At 58.2% G+C, this 18,949-nt stretch carries 16 protein-coding genes and 2 pseudogenes; 12 read left to right on the top strand and 6 right to left on the bottom strand.

Annotated elements, in window-relative coordinates:
• The first annotated feature begins 114 nt into the window (after positions 1-114).
• On the top strand, positions 115-624 hold the full coding sequence (purE, locus tag Q3H59_RS15065) for a 5-(carboxyamino)imidazole ribonucleotide mutase (RefSeq protein ID WP_008103823.1): 510 nt from the start codon (positions 115-117) through the stop codon (positions 622-624).
• Entirely contained in the window at positions 621-1,685 is a 1,065-nt protein-coding gene (purK, locus tag Q3H59_RS15070) for a 5-(carboxyamino)imidazole ribonucleotide synthase (protein ID WP_309835640.1), read from the top strand. Before purE ends, purK begins: the two co-directional genes overlap by 4 nt.
• Before the next feature lie 116 nt (positions 1,686-1,801).
• Here the strand turns inward: purK and Q3H59_RS15075 are convergent.
• From Q3H59_RS15075 to ybbA, 3 genes and pseudogenes are all read right to left on the bottom strand, one after another.
• Positions 1,802-1,996 (bottom strand): annotated as a pseudogene (locus tag Q3H59_RS15075) (methyltransferase domain-containing protein); the annotation flags it as partial.
• A 108-nt stretch (positions 1,997-2,104) separates the two neighbouring features.
• Positions 2,105-4,522, bottom strand: a complete 2,418-nt coding sequence (gene ybbP / locus Q3H59_RS15080) for a putative ABC transporter permease subunit YbbP (protein WP_309835643.1) — start codon at positions 4,520-4,522, stop codon at positions 2,105-2,107.
• Positions 4,519-5,205: a putative ABC transporter ATP-binding protein YbbA gene (gene ybbA, locus Q3H59_RS15085; RefSeq protein WP_176971306.1), complete on the bottom strand. Its 687-nt coding sequence runs from the start codon at positions 5,203-5,205 to the stop codon at positions 4,519-4,521. Before ybbA ends, ybbP begins: the two co-directional genes overlap by 4 nt.
• On the opposite strand from ybbA, the gene tesA reads away from it, so the two are divergent.
• The 5 genes from tesA to Q3H59_RS15110 all read left to right on the top strand — a co-directional run bounded on the left by tesA (position 5,173) and on the right by Q3H59_RS15110 (position 8,974).
• Complete coding sequence (gene tesA / locus Q3H59_RS15090) at positions 5,173-5,799, top strand: multifunctional acyl-CoA thioesterase I/protease I/lysophospholipase L1 (protein ID WP_309835646.1); 627 nt, start codon at positions 5,173-5,175, stop codon at positions 5,797-5,799. The genes ybbA and tesA overlap by 33 nt on opposite strands.
• 31 nt (positions 5,800-5,830) lie before the next feature.
• The gene (locus Q3H59_RS15095) at positions 5,831-6,604 is read left to right on the top strand and encodes an SDR family oxidoreductase (RefSeq protein WP_137385302.1); all 774 of its coding nucleotides are present in this window, start codon (positions 5,831-5,833) and stop codon (positions 6,602-6,604) included.
• 79 nt (positions 6,605-6,683) lie between these two features.
• Positions 6,684-7,538, top strand: coding sequence for a co-chaperone YbbN (locus Q3H59_RS15100; RefSeq protein ID WP_101762382.1), 855 nt, complete (start codon positions 6,684-6,686; stop codon positions 7,536-7,538).
• Between the two features lie 63 nt (positions 7,539-7,601).
• Positions 7,602-8,516, top strand: a complete 915-nt coding sequence (locus tag Q3H59_RS15105; protein WP_101762383.1) for an SPFH domain-containing protein — start codon at positions 7,602-7,604, stop codon at positions 8,514-8,516.
• The gene (locus Q3H59_RS15110; protein WP_405041879.1) at positions 8,513-8,974 is read left to right on the top strand and encodes an NfeD family protein; all 462 of its coding nucleotides are present in this window, start codon (positions 8,513-8,515) and stop codon (positions 8,972-8,974) included. Before Q3H59_RS15105 ends, Q3H59_RS15110 begins: the two co-directional genes overlap by 4 nt.
• Here Q3H59_RS15110 and cueR read toward each other — a convergent pair.
• Positions 8,950-9,366 (bottom strand): Cu(I)-responsive transcriptional regulator, encoded by a 417-nt coding sequence (gene cueR, locus Q3H59_RS15115; protein WP_101762384.1) that lies wholly within the window; start codon positions 9,364-9,366, stop codon positions 8,950-8,952. The two genes, Q3H59_RS15110 and cueR, sit on opposite strands and share 25 nt — an antisense overlap.
• Positions 9,367-9,462: 96 nt before the next feature.
• Between cueR and copA the strand changes: the two genes are divergently transcribed.
• From copA to ybaK, 3 genes are all read left to right on the top strand, one after another.
• Positions 9,463-11,982: a copper-exporting P-type ATPase CopA gene (gene copA / locus Q3H59_RS15120; RefSeq protein ID WP_309835651.1), complete on the top strand. Its 2,520-nt coding sequence runs from the start codon at positions 9,463-9,465 to the stop codon at positions 11,980-11,982.
• A gap of 68 nt (positions 11,983-12,050) precedes the next feature.
• Complete coding sequence (locus Q3H59_RS15125; protein ID WP_192414064.1) at positions 12,051-12,851, top strand: TraB/GumN family protein; 801 nt, start codon at positions 12,051-12,053, stop codon at positions 12,849-12,851.
• A 261-nt stretch (positions 12,852-13,112) separates the two neighbouring features.
• Positions 13,113-13,592, top strand: a complete 480-nt coding sequence (gene ybaK, locus Q3H59_RS15130; protein ID WP_210081219.1) for a Cys-tRNA(Pro)/Cys-tRNA(Cys) deacylase YbaK — start codon at positions 13,113-13,115, stop codon at positions 13,590-13,592.
• Here ybaK and Q3H59_RS15135 read toward each other — a convergent pair.
• The gene (locus Q3H59_RS15135; RefSeq protein WP_101762388.1) at positions 13,589-14,458 is read right to left on the bottom strand and encodes a LysR family transcriptional regulator; all 870 of its coding nucleotides are present in this window, start codon (positions 14,456-14,458) and stop codon (positions 13,589-13,591) included. The genes ybaK and Q3H59_RS15135 overlap by 4 nt on opposite strands.
• Positions 14,459-14,548: 90 nt before the next feature.
• On the opposite strand from Q3H59_RS15135, the gene Q3H59_RS15140 reads away from it, so the two are divergent.
• Positions 14,549-14,980, top strand: a complete 432-nt coding sequence (locus Q3H59_RS15140) for a multidrug/biocide efflux PACE transporter (protein ID WP_110865657.1) — start codon at positions 14,549-14,551, stop codon at positions 14,978-14,980.
• A 50-nt stretch (positions 14,981-15,030) separates the two neighbouring features.
• On the opposite strand, the pseudogene ushA reads toward Q3H59_RS15140, so the two are convergent.
• Positions 15,031-16,783, bottom strand: a pseudogene (gene ushA / locus Q3H59_RS15145) (bifunctional UDP-sugar hydrolase/5'-nucleotidase UshA).
• 459 nt (positions 16,784-17,242) lie between these two features.
• Here ushA and ybaL point away from each other — a divergent pair.
• A complete protein-coding gene (gene ybaL / locus Q3H59_RS15150; protein ID WP_101762391.1) occupies positions 17,243-18,931 on the top strand; it encodes a YbaL family putative K(+) efflux transporter in 1,689 nt (562 codons plus the stop codon).
• The last annotated feature ends 18 nt before the right edge of the window (positions 18,932-18,949 follow it).

The following is an 18,949-nucleotide window of genomic DNA, read 5'->3' on the forward strand; positions in this document are numbered from 1 at the left end:
CCGTTTTCCGCCTACGCAACCGTTTTCCTTGCTGCCATCTCATGCTATTCTCTGTGCCCTTCTTCGCCTGCCCGCCCGGCCAGGTTCGTTTGCATATTCACAGGAGTTGACCGCATGTCATCCAACGCCGCCCCGGCCCGTATCGCCATTGTCATGGGTTCCAAAAGTGACTGGGCTACCATGCAGTTCGCCGAGGAAATTCTTAACAGCCTGGATGTTCCCTTCCACGTTGAAGTGGTCTCAGCTCACCGTACGCCCGACAAACTGTTTAGCTTCGCGGAAACCGCCGCCGACAACGGTTTTCAGGTGATCATCGCCGGTGCCGGCGGTGCTGCCCATTTGCCGGGCATGCTGGCCGCGAAAACGCTGGTGCCGGTGCTGGGCGTGCCCGTGCAAAGCGCGGCGCTGAGCGGCGTCGATAGCCTCTACTCCATCGTGCAGATGCCGCGCGGCATTCCGGTGGGTACGCTGGCGATTGGTAAAGCCGGTGCTGCCAACGCCGCCCTGCTGGCGGCACAGATTCTGGCGATCCACGACAGCGCGCTGTCAACGCGCATCGCCAACTGGCGTCAAACGCAAACTGATGAAGTGCTGAACAACCCGGATCCGCGGGAGGACGCATGAAGCCGGTTTGCGTATTAGGAAATGGTCAGTTAGGCCGCATGCTGCGCCAGGCGGGAGAACCGCTGGGCATCGCGGTGTATCCGGTGGGCCTGGATGCGGAACCTTCTGCGCTGCCGATCGCCAAAAGTGTGATCACCGCTGAGATCGAGCGCTGGCCGGAAACCGCGTTAACCCGTGAACTGGCGAGCCATCCGGCCTTTGTGAATCGCGATATTTTCCCGCGTCTGGCCGATCGCCTGACGCAAAAACAGCTGCTGGATCAGCTGAACCTCGCCACCGCGCCGTGGCAGCTGCTGGCCGATAAAGCCGAGTGGCCAAATGTGTTCAACTCGCTTGGCGAACTGGCGATTGTAAAGCGTCGTACCGGCGGCTATGACGGCCGTGGCCAGTGGCGTTTGCGCGCCAATGAAACTGACGCGCTGCCGGATGAGTGCTACGGCGAATGCATCGTTGAGCAGGGCATTAATTTCAGCGGCGAAGTGTCGCTGGTCGGTGCGCGTGGGCACGATGGCAGCACGGTGTTTTATCCGCTGACGCACAACCTGCATCAGGACGGCATTCTGCGCACCAGCGTGGCGTTCCCGCAGGCCGATGCCGCACAGCAACAACAGGCGGAAGCGATGCTCAGCGCCATCATGCATGAGCTGAACTACGTCGGCGTGATGGCGATGGAGTGTTTCATTACGCCAGAAGGTTTGCTGATCAACGAGTTAGCACCGCGCGTGCACAATAGCGGCCACTGGACGCAGAATGGCGCGTCAATCAGCCAGTTCGAGCTGCATCTGCGTGCGGTTTTGGGCCTGGCGCTGCCAAAGCCGGTGGTATTTGCGCCGTCGGTGATGGTGAATCTGATTGGTACTGAGATGAATCTGGCGTGGCTGCAGCAGCCGCTGGTGCATCTGCATTGGTATGACAAAGAGGTGCGTGAAGGCCGCAAGGTTGGGCATCTTAATCTCACCGATAGCGATCACGCGCGTCTGGCGTCAGCCTTGAATGCGCTGGTGCCGCTGCTGCCGGAAGCGTATGCAAGCGGGATTGCGTGGGCGGTTGAGAAGCTGTAGTTCAGCTGTTTTTCCCTCACCCTAGCCCTCTCCCACTAGGAGAGGGAACCAATCGAGCTAACATCTCCCTCTGGGAGAGGGCCGGGGTGAGGGCATCAGCCCGCTCAGAACTCCCCTTACCCCACCATCTTCATCGCCACATGGCTCCAGCGATTCAGATGCGTAATCTGGAAACCATGCGCCTTAAACAGCGCATCGAGCGACGCTTCCGAATGAATCGTGATATGCCCATTACGCGGCGCGATATACCAGTCGTTCATTCCCAAATGGCTCACTTCATCCGTAGTGCCGGTACTAAAGAAAAACACCCCGCCATCTTTTTGCCGTGATAGCGTTTATTTAGCCTTAAATAAGTCTGGTCTGCTTTCATGAGTCGACTCACGCAGACCAGAACTTAAATTTAAGACAAATCGTTTTGCTTATCCGGCACTGAAGCTTCTGAACAGCGCCTTCTGTTTTAATAGTCGAATCCCCAACCAGGCACCGCACAGCGAGAGCAGCAGCGCGCCGCCGATTGGCAAGGCGATCCACAACGTCCAGTCTGGCTGCCACGGGAAATCGAAGATCTTGCGCTGCAAGCCCCACAGCGCCGCTTCCGCGCCCAGCGCTGCCGCAATCCCCGACACCACGCCAAGTAGCGCAAACTCACACCATAAGGTGCCGCGCAGCAGGCGCTTGCTGGCTCCCAACGTGCGATAGACCACCAGCTCCTGCCGACGCTGACGCATGCCAACCTGGATCTGCGCCAGCAACAGCAGCACGCCGCACACCGTCACCAGCACCACCATCACTTCCAGCGCCTGGCTCACCTGCGTCAGCACCTGACCGATCTGACGCATCATGCTGCCAATATCCAGCAGGCTCAGCGTCGGGAATGCGCGATTAAGCTGTGCCAGCAGCGCCGGATTGCTCTCCATACGGAAGCTGGTCAGCCAGGTTTGTGGCTGTTGATCGAGTGCGCCCGGCGGGAAGATAAAGAAGAAGTTCGGCCGCAGACTCTCCCAATCCACCTTGCGCAAGCTGGTGATTTTGGCGCTGAACTGCTGCGTATCGCCGCTGAAGGTCAAGCTATCTCCGAGCTTCACGCCCAGACGATCCGCCAGCTCCACCTCCATCGACACTTCACCGGCTTGCGGCGGCCAGTTACCGGAAATCAGCGGATTGTGATCCGGACGCTCCGCTTGCCACGTCAGATTAAGTTCGCGATTCAGCGCGTTATCCAGCTGGGGATCGGCCTCTTTGCCGTTTATCTCGGTCAGGCGCGCACGCACAATTGGGTAGAAGGTTTCCGGCTTAAGCTGATGTCCAGCCAGGAAGTCGCGCACCTGCGGCACCTGCTCTTTGGTGATATTCAGCAGGAAATAGTTCGGACTGTCCGGCGGCAGTTGCTGTTGCCAGCGATCCAGCAGATCGCCGCGCATCACCAGCAGCAGCGCCAGCAGCATAAATGACAGTGAAAACGCCGCCAGCTGGCTGAGTGTCATCGCCGGTTGACGCAGCAGACGGTTGATCGCCAGGCGCAGCGCCAGATTGCGCACCACCAGCCGACGCAGCAGCAGCAAGGTGCCCCAGCCGAGTAACGCCAGCAGCAGCGCCAGCATCACCACGCCCGCCAGCAGCGCCCACAGCATTTTGCTGCCGCCCATCAGCAGCGCCAGTAAGCCAATCACCACCAGCGCCATTGCCGGCAGATAGAATCGCAGCGGCCAGACGTTCGCCACCGCATCCCGCCGCAGTACGCGCAGCGGTTGCGTCGCCATCAGCAAACGATACGGACGCAAACCCACCAGCAGCGAAATCACAAACATCGCGCCGATCGCCCACAGCCACGGCCAGAAACTCGCCGCAGGCAGCGCGCCCGGCAGCACCGGTTTCAGCATCAGCAGCAGAATCACTTCAATGCCCTGCCCTAAGGCGCTCCCGACAATCGCCGCCAGCAACAGCACCGCCAACCATTGACCGATAATCAGCCGCTGCAGCGCCTTGCGCGTTGCGCCCAGCGTTTTCAGCACTGCCACCAAATCGTAGCGGCTGCGGCAGTAATGACTCATCGCCACCGCCACCGCGGCAATCGCCAGCATCAGCGTTAGCAGCGCTGAGAGCAGTAAAAATTGCTGCGCACGCTGCATCGAACGGCCCAGCGCATCTTCCGAATTATCCACGCTGATCCAGCGCTGATCGGCTTTTAGCTGCGGCGCGATCCAGCTGTCATAGCGCGCCAGGGGTGCCGGATCGCCGGAGAATTTATAGCGCCAGCTCAGACGACTGCCCGGCTGCACCGCACCGGTTTTCTCTACGTCGGCCAGATTCATCAGCAGACGCGGCGCGGTCTGGAACGGATTGAAGCCGCCATCCGGCTCCTGAATCACTTCCCCGGCAATGCGCAGCGTGGTGTCGCCGACATCCACGCTGTCGCCCACTTTCAGATTCAACAGCGCCAGCAAACGCGGTGCGACCAACACCGTGCCCGCTTGTGGACGTAGGCCCGGCGGGTCGGTTTGCAGCGTGCCGAACATCGGATAGGCATTGTCCACCGCCTTCACGTCCGCCAGCTGTGGCGTCTCTTGCGCGAAGGTCATGGTCATAAAGTGCAGCTGGCTGCTGACCGACAGCCCTTCGTCACGCGCTTTGTTAAGCCACGCTTCCGGCGCGGGCGCGGTGGTGCGCAGCGTGCGATCGCCCGCCATAAAGTCGCGGCTCTGCTGGCTCAAGCCTTTCTCCATGCGATCGCTGATCGAACCCAGCGCCAGCACGCAGGCCACCGCAAGCGTGAGCGCCAGCCAGACAATCAGCAGCGAGGGCGAACGCCACTCGCGCCAGAACCAGCGCCAAATCATGACTCCTCCCACAACTTGCCGTCGCGCAGCCGTAAGCGACGGTCGCAGCGCGCCGCCAGTTGTTCATCGTGCGTCACCAGAATCAGCGTGGTGGCAAAATCGCGGTTGAGGGAGAACAGCAGATCGGCGATACGATCGCCGGTTTTACGGTCAAGGTTGCCGGTGGGTTCATCAGCAAACAGCAGGCCGGGGCGACCACTAAAGGCACGCGCCAGCGCCACACGCTGCTGCTCGCCGCCCGAAAGTTGGGCCGGCAGATGGTGCAGACGATCTTTCAAGCCCAGCACCGTCAGCAGTTCCACCGCCTGGCTGCGACTTTCGCGATCGCTGTCGCCACGCAGCAGCGCCGGCAGCTGCACGTTTTCCAGGGCATTCAGCGTCGGCACCAGCATAAAAGATTGAAACACAAAGCCCACTTCGCGCGCGCGCAGCGCCGCTCGCTGCTCTTCATTCATGCTGTGCAGCGGCTGGCCAAGCAGATGCACTTCGCCGCTGCTGCCGTCGTCCAGTCCGGCCAGAATGCCCAGCAGCGTGGATTTGCCCGAGCCGGACTCGCCAATCAGGGCGATGGTCTCAGCTGGTTTGACAACCAGCTCAACTCCGGTAAGGATGGTCAGCTGATGCTCTCCCTGACCGACGGACTTAGTAAGATGATGAACTGCAACAATGTTTTCCGCTGGCATTATCCCTTCCTGTTGTTATTGCTTCTGCTGGTGTCCCGACTCGCCGCCGCCGATACCTTACTGGTGTTGGGCGACAGCCTGAGCGCCGGGTATCGCATGTCAGCCACGGCGGCCTGGCCCAGCCTGCTGAATAAAGAGTGGCAACAGCAGCCCAAAGTGGTCAACGCCAGCATCAGCGGAGATACCGCAGGACAAGGGCTGGCGCGTTTACCGGGCCTATTAAAACAGCATCAACCCCGCTGGGTGTTAATCGAATTGGGCGGTAACGATGGCCTGCGTGGTTTCCCGCCGCAGAATATCGCCGCGGATCTGACCAAAGTGATCGACGAAGTGAAAGCCGCGAAAGCGCAGCCGCTGCTGATGCAGATTCGTCTGCCGGCTAATTATGGACGTCGTTATACGGAAGCGTTTAGCTCGATCTATCCGCGCCTGGCACAGCAGTACGACATTCCTCTGGTGCCCTTCTTTATGGAGCAGGTCTACCTGAAGCCGGAGTGGATGCAGCAGGATGGAATTCACCCCAATCCGGATGCTCAGCCGTTTATCGCCAACCTGATGGCGACCGAACTGGCTCCGCTAGTAAAGCATGATTAATGCAGGCGTGTGATTTTTAACGGGTAAAGAAATGCAAAAAACAATTCTCATCACCGGCTGCTCGAGCGGCATTGGTTTGGTCGCCGCAAATGACCTTTTATCGCGCGGCTATCGCGTGCTGGCCGCCTGTCGCCGCGCCGACGATGTGGCGCGCATGGAAGCATTGGGATTTATTGGCGTGCAGCTCGATCTCGATGATGCCGCCAGCGTCGATGCCGCCGCCGATCGCGTGCTGGAACTCACCGATCATCGCCTGCACGCGCTGTTTAACAACGGCGGTTTTGGTCAATATGGGCCGCTCAGCAGCGTTTCGCGTCAGCAATTAGAGAAGCAATTTTCCACCAATCTGTTTGGCACTCATCAACTGACCATGCGCCTGCTGCCCGCGCTGCAAGCCAGCGGCAACGGACGCATCGTCAATACCAGTTCGGTACTGGGACTGATCTCGACGCCGGGGCGCGGCGCCTATGCCGCCAGCAAATGGGCGCTGGAAGCCTGGAGCGATGCGCTGCGTCTTGAAGTGCGCGACTCTGGCGTGCGCGTTAGCCTGATTGAACCCGGCCCGATAAGCACGCGTTTCACCGATAACGTGCATCAGGGCCAGCAGGATAAACCGGTACAAAATCCGGGCATCGCCGCGCGTTTCACGCTGCCGCCGGAAGCGATTTTGCCGAAGCTGCGCCACGCGTTAGAGAGCAAACATCCGCGCCTGCGCTATCCGGTAACGCTGGTGGCCTGGGCGATGAGCCTGCTGAAACGCCTGCTGCCAGGTTGGATACTGGATCGCATTTTGCGCAGCAACTAAGCTGCAACGCAGAATCAAACTTGAACCGGGGCAGCTTGCCCCCATATCCTCAACACACTTTCTGACAAGAGACGTATTCATGTCACACGCTTTGATTATCGACATCAACGAATCCAACCTGCAGCAGACCTTAGAACAGTCGATGCAGCTGCCGGTGCTGTTCTATTTCTGGTCCGAACGCAGTCAGCACTGTCTGGAACTGACGCCGGTGCTGGATCGCCTGGCGCAGGAGTATGCGGGTCAGTTTATTTTGGCGAAGCTGGATTGCGATAAAGAGCAAATGGTGGCATCGCAGTTTGGCCTGCGCTCGATCCCAACCGTTTATCTGTTCCAGAACGGTCAACCGGTTGACGGCTTCCAGGGACCGCAGCCGGAAGAGGCAATTCGCGCTCTGCTGCAAAAAGTGTTGCCGCGTGAAGAAGAAGTTAAAGCGCAGCAGGCGATGCAATTGATGCACGAAGGCAAACCGCTGGAAGCGCTGCCGCTGCTGAAAGACGCCTGGCAGCTGAGCAACAAAAACAGCGAAATTGGCTTCCTGCTGGCAGAAGTGTTGATCACCCTGAACCGCAGCGACGAAGCAGAAACCGTGCTGGATGCGGTGCCGCTGCAGGATCAGGACACGCGCTATCAGAGCCTGATTTCGCAAATCGATCTGTTAAAGCAGGCCGCCGATACGCCAGAAATTCAGCTGTTGCAGGAGCAGTTAGCCAGCGATCCGACCAATGCCGAGCTGGCTGCTAAACTGTCGTTACAGCTGCATCAGGTTGGCCGCAACGAGGAAGCGCTGGAGTTGTTATTCAGCTTCCTGAAAAGCGATCTCAGCGTCGGTGACGGCCAGGTGCGTAAAATGTTCCAGGAAATTTTGGCCGCACTCGGCACCGGCGACACGCTCGCCACGCGCTATCGCCGCCAGCTTTACTCGCTGCTGTACTGATCGGTACCGCGCGTTAAACGGGCCGAACGACTCGGCCCGACAATCTGACAGCCAGGAGGTTATATGTTAACGGTCATTCCCGTCATCATTGTGCTCGCACTCGTTACCGTGTGGGCCGGTGTAAAAATTGTTCCACAAGGTTACCAGTGGACGGTAGAGCGCTTTGGCCGCTACACCAAAACCCTGGCGCCAGGCCTCAATTTGCTTGTGCCGTTCATGGATCGTATTGGTCGCAAAATCAATATGATGGAACAGGTACTCGATATCCCTTCGCAGGAAATCATCTCTAAAGACAACGCCAACGTCACCATTGATGCGGTGTGCTTTATTCAGGTTGTCGATCCGGCGCGCGCCGCCTACGAAGTCAGCAATCTTGAACTCTCGATCCTGAATTTGACCATGACCAATATCCGCACCGTGCTTGGCAGCATGGAGCTGGATGAGATGCTGTCGCAGCGCGACAACATCAACACGCGTCTGCTGCATATCGTTGATGAAGCCACCAATCCGTGGGGCGTGAAAATTACCCGTATCGAAATTCGTGACGTGCGCCCGCCGCAGGAATTGATCGCCGCGATGAACGCGCAGATGAAGGCGGAACGTACCAAACGCGCCGATATCCTTGCCGCCGAAGGCGTACGTCAGGCGGCGATTTTGCGCGCAGAAGGGGACAAGCAGTCGCAGATCCTCAAAGCAGAAGGCGAACGCACCTCGGCCTTCCTGCAAGCTGAAGCGCGCGAGCGTCAGGCAGAAGCGGAAGCCACGGCGACGCGCATGGTCTCCGAGGCGATAGCCGCCGGTGATATTCAGGCGGTGAACTACTTTGTGGCCCAGAAATACACCGACGCGCTGCAAAAAATCGGCGAAGCCAACAACAGCAAAGTGGTGATGATGCCTCTGGACGCCAGCAGCCTGCTCGGTTCAATTGCCGGTATCAGTGAGTTGCTGAAGGAGAACCGGACGGAGCGCAGACCATGATCCTGATGGAGCTGATTGCGCATCCACACTGGTTCTGGCTGACGCTGGGCGGCCTGCTGTTGGCCGCCGAAATGCTCGGCACCAGCGGTTATCTGCTGTGGAGTGGCTTAGCCGCCGTCGCGGTGGCGCTGATTGAGTGGCTGTTTCCCATCTCATGGACCAGTCAGGGCATTGTGTTTGCGGTGATGACGCTGCTGAGCGCGTTCTTCTGGCATCACTGGATGCGCTATCGCGAATCGTCGCAGGTCGCCAACACGCTTAACCAGCGCGGCAACCAGTTAATGGGCATGCAGCTGACGCTGGATAACGCGCTGAAAAATGGCCTTGGTCACGTACGCATTGGCGACAGCAGCTGGCGCGTGCAGGCAGATAGCGACCTGCCGGCGGGCACGCCGGTGATTGTCACTGGCGTGGTCGGCATTACGCTGATGATTCAGCCGCGCTTGCCATCGGCGTGATGGCAGCAACCGGCCAGGTGATTGATGATCGGGCACTCTGCGCTGTCATCGCCGGGGCAAGCCTCCGCCAGTTCCAGCAAGCGCGCACGCATTGCATGTAACTCTTCGATGTGCGCAGCAATCTCGTCGGCTTTCTGCAAGGTGCGCGCTTTAACATCGGCGCTGTGGCGCGCGGGATCGTTGAACAGCGTCACCAGTTCACGGCACTCTTCCAGCGTAAATCCCACCTGACGCGCCTGGCGCAGCAGATTTAGCTCATCAATATGATGCGCCGCGTAATGGCGATAGCCATTGTCACCGCGCGACGGCGGCGTCACCACGCCCTTCTCTTCGTAGAAGCGAATCGCTTTGCTGGTGAGTCCGGTTTTTTTTGCCACATCGCTGATGTTCATCTTTCCCCCTTGACCTTCCATTCAGGGGAAGGTTTAGGCTGTAGTTCTAATGCAAATTTTGCATGCAGTCAAAATCATTAGCCTGAGGAGTACACCATGTCACATACCCAACTGCTGGCGCTGGACGGCTTGTCCTGTGGCCACTGTGTAAAACGCGTCAAAGAAGTGCTGGAGCAGCGCAGCGATGTTGAACAGGCGGACGTCACGCAGCAAGAAGCGCGCGTGACCGGTGCGGCGAGCGCCAGCGATCTGATCGCTACGGTTGAACAAGCCGGTTATCACGCGGTGCTGAAAGACGGCGCAGCCAGCCCAAAGCCTGATCCGTTGACAGCTACAGAGCCGCCGCCGGAGGCGCTGACAACGGAGTCGCAACCGGCACAATCCACTGAAGCTGAGCTTGCTGTGCATCATTTACTGATTGGCGGCATGAGCTGCGCCAGCTGCGTAAGCCGCGTGGAACAGGCGCTGCAAAAAGTGCCGGGCGTCAGCCAGGCACGCGTCAATCTCGGTGAGCGCAGCGCGCTGATCATGGGTGATGCAAGCGCCGAAGCGCTGGTGAGCGCGGTCGATCAGGCTGGGTATTCCGCCGAAGTGATCGAGGATGAACAAACCCGCCGCGAACGCCAGCAGGTTAGCGCGCAGCACGCTATGCGCCGTTTTAGCTGGCAATCGGCGCTGGCGTTGCTGCTCGGCGTGCCGATGATGATTTGGGGCATGCTCGGCGACAACATGATGCTGAGCGCAGATAACCAAACGCTGTGGCGCACGCTCGGCGTGATAACCTTGCTGGTGATGGTGATGGCCGGCGGCCACTTCTATCGCAGCGCGTGGCGCAGTTTGCGTCACGGCACAGCCACCATGGACACGCTGGTGGCGCTGGGAACCGGCGCGGCGTGGCTCTATTCGATGAGCGTCGCCCTTTGGCCCGAATTCTTCCCGCATCAGGCGCGTCATCTCTATTTTGAAGCCAGCGTGATGATCGTTGGCCTGATCAATCTCGGCCACGCGCTGGAGCAGCGCGCACGCCAGCGCGCCTCGCAGGCGCTGGAACGATTACTGGATTTAACCCCGGCGCAGGCGCGGGTCATCAGCGATCAGGGTGAAACGCTGCTGCCGCTCAGCGAGGTTAAGTCCGGCATGACGCTGAAGCTGGTCACCGGCGATCGCGTACCGGTGGACGGTGACGTCGCCAGCGGTGAAGCCTGGCTGGATGAAGCGATGCTGACAGGCGAGGCAGTGCCGCAGGCCAAACAGCCGGGAGATAAAATCTTTGCCGGTACGCTGGTACAAGACGGCACGCTGCACTTTGTGGCGCGCGCCATCGGCAGCCACACCACGTTGGCGCGCATTATCAATCTGGTGCGTCAGGCGCAAAGCAGCAAACCGGATATTGGCCGACTGGCGGATCGCATCTCCGCGGTATTTGTGCCGGTGGTGGTGGCGATTGCGCTGCTGAGCGGGGTGATTTGGTATCTGGCGGGTCCGCAGCCGCAACTGGCTTACACGCTGGTAATTGTCACCACGGTGCTGATCATCGCCTGCCCTTGCGCTTTGGGTTTAGCCACGCCGATGTCAGTGATTGCTGGCGTCGGACGCGCCGCAGAGCTGGGCGTGCTGGTGCGTGACGCCGATGCGCTGCAGCGAGCCAGCGAAGTCGATACCATTGTGTTTGATAAAACCGGCACCCTGACGCGCGGCACGCCGCAGGTCAGCGATGTGGTGCTGTATGGCGACTGGAATCGCGAGCAGGTGCTCAGCGCGGCGGCGCAGATGGAGCAAGGCTCCAGCCATCCGCTCGCCAAAGCGATTCTTGAGGCTGCGCCTGCGGTGAACGCCGAAGCGGTTAAGCAATTTCGTACAATACGCGGCAAAGGCATCAGCGCTACAGTGGCAAACAGAACGCTGCTGCTGGGGAATCAGGCGCTGCTGGATGAGCAGCAGGTTGATTACCGCGCCGCGCAGGACGATATCGCGCGCTTCGCCGCACAAGGCGCAACGCCGGTGCTGCTGGCCGACAATCAGCAGCTGCTGGGATTGATCGCGCTGCGTGACAGCTTGCGTCCCGAGAGTAAAGCGGCGCTGCAGCGTCTGCATCAGCAAGGTTATCGCCTGATTATGCTGACAGGCGATCACCAGAAAACCGCGGAGGCCATTGCCGCCGAAGCGGGTATTGATGAAGTGATTGCCGGCGTGTTGCCGGATGGCAAAGCGCAGGCGATTACTCAGTTACAGCAGCAAGGCCGCAAAGTGGTGATGGTCGGCGACGGCATTAATGATGCGCCCGCGCTGGCGCAGGCCGATGTCGGCATTGCGATGGGCGGCGGCAGCGATGTGGCGGTAGAAACCGCCGCCATGACGCTGATGCGCAACGATCTGCACTGCGTCGCCGATGCGCTGTCGATCTCCAGCGCTACGCTGCGCAATATGCGGCAAAATCTGTTGGGCGCCTTTATCTACAACAGCCTTGGGATCCCCATTGCGGCCGGCGTGCTCTATCCGTTTACCGGCATGCTGCTGAGCCCGATTGTCGCGGGCGCGGCGATGGCGCTGTCATCCATTACCGTGGTGAGCAACGCTAACCGTTTGTTGCGCTTCAAGCCCGCGCAACGGCAATAGCCATTCCAGCCCTGTTTTTCATGAGATGAAATCGCTAGCATGGTTTTTTGCCTTAAAAAGGACAGGGAATGAGACACGGTCTGTGGCACAGCATCCAACAACGGATCGCGACCCTTTTTCCGGCCAGTTACAGCTGGCCGGCCATGGATATTCAGCTGGGCGATCGTCGTTTGCATTTGGCGGGCAGCATTCACATGGGCACGCGCGATATGCAGCCGCTGCCTGCCGGGCTATTGCGCCAGCTGCATAAAGCCGACGCGCTGATTGTCGAAGCCGATATCACTCAAGGCGAATCGCCGTTCAGCAATGATGATGAACATCCGCCGCTGGCAATGCGACTCGACGACGACGTGCTGCAGCGCTTGCAGGCCTTGTGCGATGAGCTTTCGCTGTCACTGAGCCTGTTCGATACGCTGCCGTTCTGGCAGATCGCGCTGATGTTGCAGGCGCAACAGGCGCAGCGGCTGGGATTGCGTCCGCAGTTTGGTATCGATTATCAGCTGTTGCAGGCGGCCAAAGCGGCCAACAAACGCATTATCGAGCTGGAAGGTCCGGAAACGCAGATCGCCCTGCTGAAATCGCTGCCGCAGGATGGTTTGCCGCTGTTGCTGGATACGCTGGAACACTGGCACACCAACGCGCGCCTGCTGCAAACCATGATCAGCTGGTGGCTGGATGCGCCGCCCACCCAGCAACCGGTGGCGCTGCCGACCACCTTTAGCAGCGAGCTGAACGACACGCTGATGCGCAACCGCAACCAGCACTGGCGCGAGCTGCTGCTGGCGTTACCGAAAGGGCGTTATGTGGTGGCGGTGGGCGCACTGCATCTGTATGGCGATGATAATTTGCCGGGACTGCTGAAGAGCTGATTTATGCACATTTCTTAGCGGCGCAAGTTATTGCGCGATAAAACGCGCCGCTACGGGCTTGTGCGTTTTATTAACTGTGCGTTTGGCAGAAAAAAAGAAGGCCAATAATACTATTGGCCCGTCAAAGAGGAATTTGTTTATGATTTTGGTTATCACCAACAATCTCTTGCTGGCGCGGGCCAATTCTCGCGCAAAGTTCAGAATTTCGCCACTGTTTTTCCATCAAAACTGAAATAAGAATTTTCCTAACAAGGACCGATCATGACGCCCGCGGTAAAACTTCTGGAAAAACAAAAAGTCACCTTTACCCTGCATCCCTACCACCACGATAGCCACGAAACCAATTTTGGCGACGAAGCGGTGCGTAAGCTTAATCTGGATGCGCGCCAGGTGTTCAAAACCTTGCTGGTATCGCTCAACGGCGATGCTAAAGCGCTGGCGGTTGCGGTAACACCGGTCTCAACCCAATTGGATCTAAAAAAGGTCGCCAAAGCGCTAGGCGCGAAGAAAGCGGATATGGCCGATCCGCAGCTGGCACAGCGCGTGACCGGTTATCTGGTAGGCGGCATTAGCCCGCTGGGACAGAAAAAACGTCTGCCAACGGTGATCGATCGGCAGGCAGCGGAGTTTGCCACCATCTTTATCTCCGGCGGCAAACGCGGGCTGGATATCGAGCTGGCCGCGCAAGATTTGTCTCGCCTGCTGGATGCGCCGCTGGCCGACGTCGCACGGCGCGATTAGTCGGGCTGCTGGGCGCAGAGTTGATCGATCATCCAGCGCCCGGCCGGTCCCGGCGGATTACGCCGCGACCACACCACATCAACCGCGATATGCTGCGGCCAGCCCGGCACCGGCAACTCCTTCAGCACCTGATGACCAAACTGCTCCACCAGCCAGCGCGGTAATATACTCCAGCCAAAACCCTGCTCCGCCATCTCTAACAGCAATAAATAAGATGGCGCCGACCACACGCGTCCGGCGGGCAAGGGATCGCGATTTTGTACCCAGGTATTGAGTCGCAGATGCCGCAACTCACCTAACTGCCCTTCACTCACCTGCTGAGCCTGCGACAGCGCATGATCCTGATGAAGGTAAATCGCCATCTGCGCCCCCACTTGCAAGCGTGCCACCGCCAAATCCGGTGGCAATTGTGGCTGCGCCCGCACCACGCCAAGGTGCACGCGCCCGGCTTGTATCAAATCTAATGCATCAGCATCCTCGGCGATCATGCACTCAAAATCGATATCTGGATAACGCACCTCAAACCGGTTAAGCAGATTTTCATGGTGATCCGCTTGCCAAAAATCGGAGATCGCCAGGCTAAGGCGCGGTTCTACGCCCTGCGACAAGCGCACTGCCAGCTCATCCAGCCGCTGGCTGGCGGCCAGAATCTGCTGCACCTGCGCAAACGCGCGCTGGCCATGCTCGGTCAATACCGGGTTACGTCCGCTGCGATCAAACAGCGTGAAACCCAGATCGTCTTCCAGATTAGCGATCGCGTTACTGATGGTGGATTGGCTTTTAGACAACGCGCGCGCCGCCGCCGAAAAGGATCCGCTGGCCACGGTTTGCACAAACGCCTCAAGGGATTCCGGGGAATATTTCATGTTGAACCATCGCTTTTATCGATAGGTGATCATTTTATCTTAGCATCACCCAGTGCGAAAATAGGGGTTATCACCAATAAGGAGGTTTATATGCGTACCCGTTCGCTGAAAGAACGTTTTTGTCATGCCGCAGGCTTTGAAGGGTTAGCACTTATCACTGTTGCGCCGCTGGCTGCCTGGATCATGGAGAAACCGCTGTTTCAGATGGGCGCGCTGGCGATTATGCTGTCGACCGTCGCCATGCTGTGGAACATGATCTATAACACCGGCTTTGACCGCATCTGGCCGCCGCAGGTGAAACGCGGATTCGGTTTACGCGCCATGCATGCGCTAGGCTTTGAAGGCGGTTTTATCCTGATTGGCTTGCCGATTGCCGCCTGGATGCTGAATATTTCACTGCTGGAAGCCTTTGTGCTAGAAGTGGCGTTCTTCCTGTTCTTCCTGCCCTATACCATGGTTTACAACTGGATGTGGGATAAGTTGCGCCACCGTTGGGTGACGCAGAAATCGTGTCAGGCGTGATGTGCATTTGAAAAGAGGTCGCCATGAATGGCGACCTACGAGCGCAGAGTTCAATGTTGTGCGGCGCGCGGCCAGATCCACGCCAGAATCATTTGCGGGTAGCTTGGTTTGCGTTGCTTCTCCAGCGCTTTGTTGCGCTCTTCAATTTGTGCTGCCGTCAGATGCACAATCCCGCCAGGTTGATAATCCGCTACCTTCAGCGGTGAATGCTGGCTGACATACTCACGCAGCACATCCGCATCGCGCTGCCCGCTGTTGCTGAAGCCAGCATGGGTTTCAATGTTCGGATAACCATCGCCGCCGCTGGCGTTAAAGCTGTTAGTCGCCATGCGGTAGGCTTTATCCTTTTGCAGCGGTTCGCCATTAATCTTCACGTCGCTGACGCCTTTACCATCCGCCACCAGGCTGATGTTGCTGAACTGCGCGAAGCCGCCGGAATCCACTTTAATATTGGCAACCGTCGCCAGATAATTCAGCACTTCATTACCCTTCAGCGTCACCGACACCACCTGATTGCCAAACGGCTGCACCTGCAACAAATCGCGCCAGCTGAGATTACCCTGCGCCAGCGAAGTGCGAATGCCACCGCCGCTCATCACCGCAAAGTCCGCTTTGGTCGCCGCCATTTGGGCGCGCAAAATTAGCTGCCCAAGATTGGTCTGCTCAAAGCGTACCTTGTCGCGCTCACCGACAAACACGCCGTCGCTGCTGCCGACTTTGACATCCAGTTTCTTGCCAGCACGCAGTTGATACGGCGTTAACAGCTTCATCATCGCGCTGTTTTTCGGGATCTCTTCCTGCCAGGTGAGCCAGGATTCGCTGCCATCAAGATTTTTTACCTTGTGCTTGAGGTTGACCGGGATCAGCTGGTAATTCTCCAGCGTCAGCTCGCCATTGCGGAAGGTGAAGTCGCCGCGCCCAACAAATTTGCCCCACTCTTTTGCCTGCATGATCCACACGCCGTTTTGCCGATCCGGCTGGCAGGGCTGGCCTGGCTGATAATCTTTTATGCTGACGTTCTCTTTCTCAATGCACACCGCATCCTGTGAATGGCCGCCAATGATCACGTTGATGGTGCCCGGCGGCAGGCTGCGCGCCAGCTCCACGTCGCCCGGCGCATTGCTGCCGTGCTGACCGTCGTCGTAGTGGCCCATGTGTGTCAGCGCGATGATGACATCAGGCTTTTCGCTGGCGCGTAGTTCCGCTACCGCTTTTTCGGTCTCTTTCACCGGATCGCGAATATCAATCGTCGCAATGTTTTCCGGATTGGCGATGCGCAGCGTGTCGGTGGTGGTCAGGCCGATCACCGCAATCTTCAGCCCCATGCGGTTAAAGGTTGCCCACGGCTTAAATAAGCGCGTGTCGGTGCCTTTTTGATAGATGTTGGCCGAAAGGAACGGAAATTTGGCCCACTTCTGCTGCTGTTGTAGCACGCTGAGCGGTTTGTCGAATTCGTGGTTGCCCAACGCCATGGCGTCATAGCCCACCAGGTTCATGCCGCGAATATCGGGTTCAGCATCCAGCATGTCTGACTCTGGCACGCCGGTGTTCACATCGCCCGCTGACAGGATCAGCGCGCCACCACCTTTGGCCTGCACATCGTAGCGCTGTTGATCCATCAGCGTTTTCTGTGCCGCAAGGCCATATTCGCCTTGTGCGTTCGGCCAGTAACGACCGTGATGATCGTTGGTGTGCAGAAATGCTGAAACGATAACTGCGATCCGTTTGCCACGCCTGCGCCAGCATCGGCAGCAGTAACACTGTCAGCGCCAGCCAGCGCCCTTTTCGCGGTGATAAAAACAAAGTCGATCTCCTTATTCTGCGTTTTTCCACTTAGCGGTGGACTTAATGTGCGTTATCGCCCTTCTGTGTCGCACAGATGGCTGGCTAACTCAAGATGAAACACGCATTGCATCATGGCACAGCGTGACGACCAGCATTTTTAAATTCGCTTCTCGCTGGGAATGACAACCCAATTCTACACTTGGCGGTGACTTTATCGACTTAGGACCGCTTTAACCGTAACAACCCCTGCTGCGAAGCCAATTTCCCACTGCAACTATTTTTTCCGCGTCACCCGTCATTCTGCGTATTTCCAGTCGATATCGTGAGATAACTGACGAAAATGGAGCTTCAGCTGCGTTTTAGTCTCATTTTTTCAATTTAGTGGGCTTTAACCGCTCAAATGTTTAAACGCGGTGAGTGATTGTGCATTACACTAGGTTGTTACAAGCGGATACATTTGCACACAAGGAGACAGGCATGCATCACACCACACCGTTGATCACTACCATTGTCGGGGGACTGGTCCTCGCATTTCTCCTTGGTATGCTGGCAAACCGCCTGCGCATCTCACCGCTGGTCGGTTATCTTCTGGCTGGCGTCCTGGCCGGCCCTTTCACGCCAGGCTTTGTCGCGGATACCAACCTTGCCCCTGAACTGGCTGAACTCGGCGTTATTCTGCTGATGTTCGGCGTCGGTTTGCACTTCTCGCTGAAGGATTTGATGTCGGTAAAGTCCATCGCCATTCCTGGCGCCATCGCGCAAATCGCCGTGGCGACGCTGCTGGGAATGGGACTTTCATGGACAATGGGCTGGTCGTGGATGACCGGTTTGGTATTTGGTTTGTGTCTTTCCACCGCCAGCACCGTGGTGCTGCTGCGTGCGCTGGAAGAGCGTCAGCTGATTGATAGCCAGCGCGGGCAAATCGCCATTGGCTGGTTGATCGTGGAAGATTTGGTGATGGTGCTGACGCTGGTGCTGCTGCCAGCCATCGCCGGCATGCTGGAACAGGGCAACGCCAGCCCAACGCTGCTGTTGTGGGATCTGCTGCTGACCATCGGTAAAGTCGTCGCCTTTATGGTGCTGATGATGGTGGTAGGCCGTCGCGTGGTGCCGTGGATTCTGGCAAAAAGTGCCGCGACCGGTTCGCGTGAGCTGTTTACCCTTGCGGTGTTAGCGCTGGCGCTCGGTATCGCCTTTGGCGCCGTCGAATTCTTTGATGTCTCCTTCGCCCTCGGCGCCTTCTTTGCCGGCATGGTGCTGAACGAATCTGAACTTAGCCACCGCGCGGCGCACGATACCTTGCCGCTGCGGGATGCGTTCGCCGTACTGTTCTTTGTGTCCGTCGGCATGCTGTTTGACCCGATGATCCTGATTGAGCAGCCGCTGGCGGTGCTTGGCGCGCTGGCGATTATCGTGCTGGGCAAATCCATTGCCGCCTGGCTGCTGGTAACGCTGCTGGGTCATTCACGTCGCACCGCGATGACCATTTCGGTGAGCCTGGCGCAGATTGGTGAATTCGCCTTTATTCTCGCCGGCCTCGGCATCTCGCTCGGCATGCTGAGCGAGGAAGGCCGCAATCTGGTGCTGGCGGCGGCGATTCTCTCCATCATGCTTAACCCGATTCTGTTTAGCGTGCTGGAACGCTACCTCGACAAAACCGAGACCATCGAAGAGCAGACGCTGGAAGAAGCGATCGAAGAAGAGAAGCAGATTCCGGTGGATATCTGCAATCACGCGGTTTTAGTAGGTTATGGCCGCGTCGGCAGCCTGCTGGGGCAAAAGCTGATGGAAGCGGATGTGCCGCTGGTGGTGGTGGAGAACTCCCGTCCGCGCGTTGAAGCGCTGCGCGAGCAAGGGATCAAAGCGGTGCTGGGCAATGCGGCACGCGTGGATACCATGGAACTGGCGCGCCTCGACTGCGCCCGCTGGCTGCTGCTGACCATTCCGAATGGCTACGAAGCCGGTGAAGTCGTGACGGCAGCGCGCGAAAAGCGTCCGGACATTGAGATTATTGCCCGTGCGCATTATGACGATGAAGTGACCTACATAATGGAGCGTGGCGCGAATCGCGTGGTGATGGGAGAGCGTGAGATCGCCAACAGCATGCTGCATGTGCTGGAAGAAGAGATTGCGCAGAACCCGATTGTACGTGAGTGCCCGATTTAAGTGAGTGCGGTCTTTAGC

It is taken from the genome of Pantoea sp. SORGH_AS_0659 (assembly GCF_031453915.1).
GTDB lineage: Bacteria > Pseudomonadota > Gammaproteobacteria > Enterobacterales > Enterobacteriaceae > Pantoea > Pantoea leporis.

Bases quoted from the DNA above. Each gene is read 5' to 3' on its own strand.
- Q3H59_RS15105 (WP_101762383.1), top strand. From the start codon at position 7,602: ATGTTAACGGTCATTCCCGTCATCATTGTGCTCGCACTCGTTACCGTG.
- ybaL (WP_101762391.1), top strand. From the start codon at position 17,243: ATGCATCACACCACACCGTTGATCACTACCATTGTCGGGGGACTGGTC.
- Q3H59_RS15110 (WP_405041879.1), top strand. From the start codon at position 8,513: ATGATCCTGATGGAGCTGATTGCGCATCCACACTGGTTCTGGCTGACG.
- Q3H59_RS15095 (WP_137385302.1), top strand. From the start codon at position 5,831: ATGCAAAAAACAATTCTCATCACCGGCTGCTCGAGCGGCATTGGTTTG.
- Q3H59_RS15135 (WP_101762388.1), bottom strand. From the start codon at position 14,458: ATGAAATATTCCCCGGAATCCCTTGAGGCGTTTGTGCAAACCGTGGCC.
- Q3H59_RS15140 (WP_110865657.1), top strand. From the start codon at position 14,549: ATGCGTACCCGTTCGCTGAAAGAACGTTTTTGTCATGCCGCAGGCTTT.
- ybbP (WP_309835643.1), bottom strand. From the start codon at position 4,522: ATGATTTGGCGCTGGTTCTGGCGCGAGTGGCGTTCGCCCTCGCTGCTG.
- ybbA (WP_176971306.1), bottom strand. From the start codon at position 5,205: ATGCCAGCGGAAAACATTGTTGCAGTTCATCATCTTACTAAGTCCGTC.
- purK (WP_309835640.1), top strand. From the start codon at position 621: ATGAAGCCGGTTTGCGTATTAGGAAATGGTCAGTTAGGCCGCATGCTG.
- Q3H59_RS15100 (WP_101762382.1), top strand. From the start codon at position 6,684: ATGTCACACGCTTTGATTATCGACATCAACGAATCCAACCTGCAGCAG.
- Q3H59_RS15125 (WP_192414064.1), top strand. From the start codon at position 12,051: ATGAGACACGGTCTGTGGCACAGCATCCAACAACGGATCGCGACCCTT.
- purE (WP_008103823.1), top strand. From the start codon at position 115: ATGTCATCCAACGCCGCCCCGGCCCGTATCGCCATTGTCATGGGTTCC.
- copA (WP_309835651.1), top strand. From the start codon at position 9,463: ATGTCACATACCCAACTGCTGGCGCTGGACGGCTTGTCCTGTGGCCAC.
- tesA (WP_309835646.1), top strand. From the start codon at position 5,173: ATGATGAACTGCAACAATGTTTTCCGCTGGCATTATCCCTTCCTGTTG.
- cueR (WP_101762384.1), bottom strand. From the start codon at position 9,366: ATGAACATCAGCGATGTGGCAAAAAAAACCGGACTCACCAGCAAAGCG.
- ybaK (WP_210081219.1), top strand. From the start codon at position 13,113: ATGACGCCCGCGGTAAAACTTCTGGAAAAACAAAAAGTCACCTTTACC.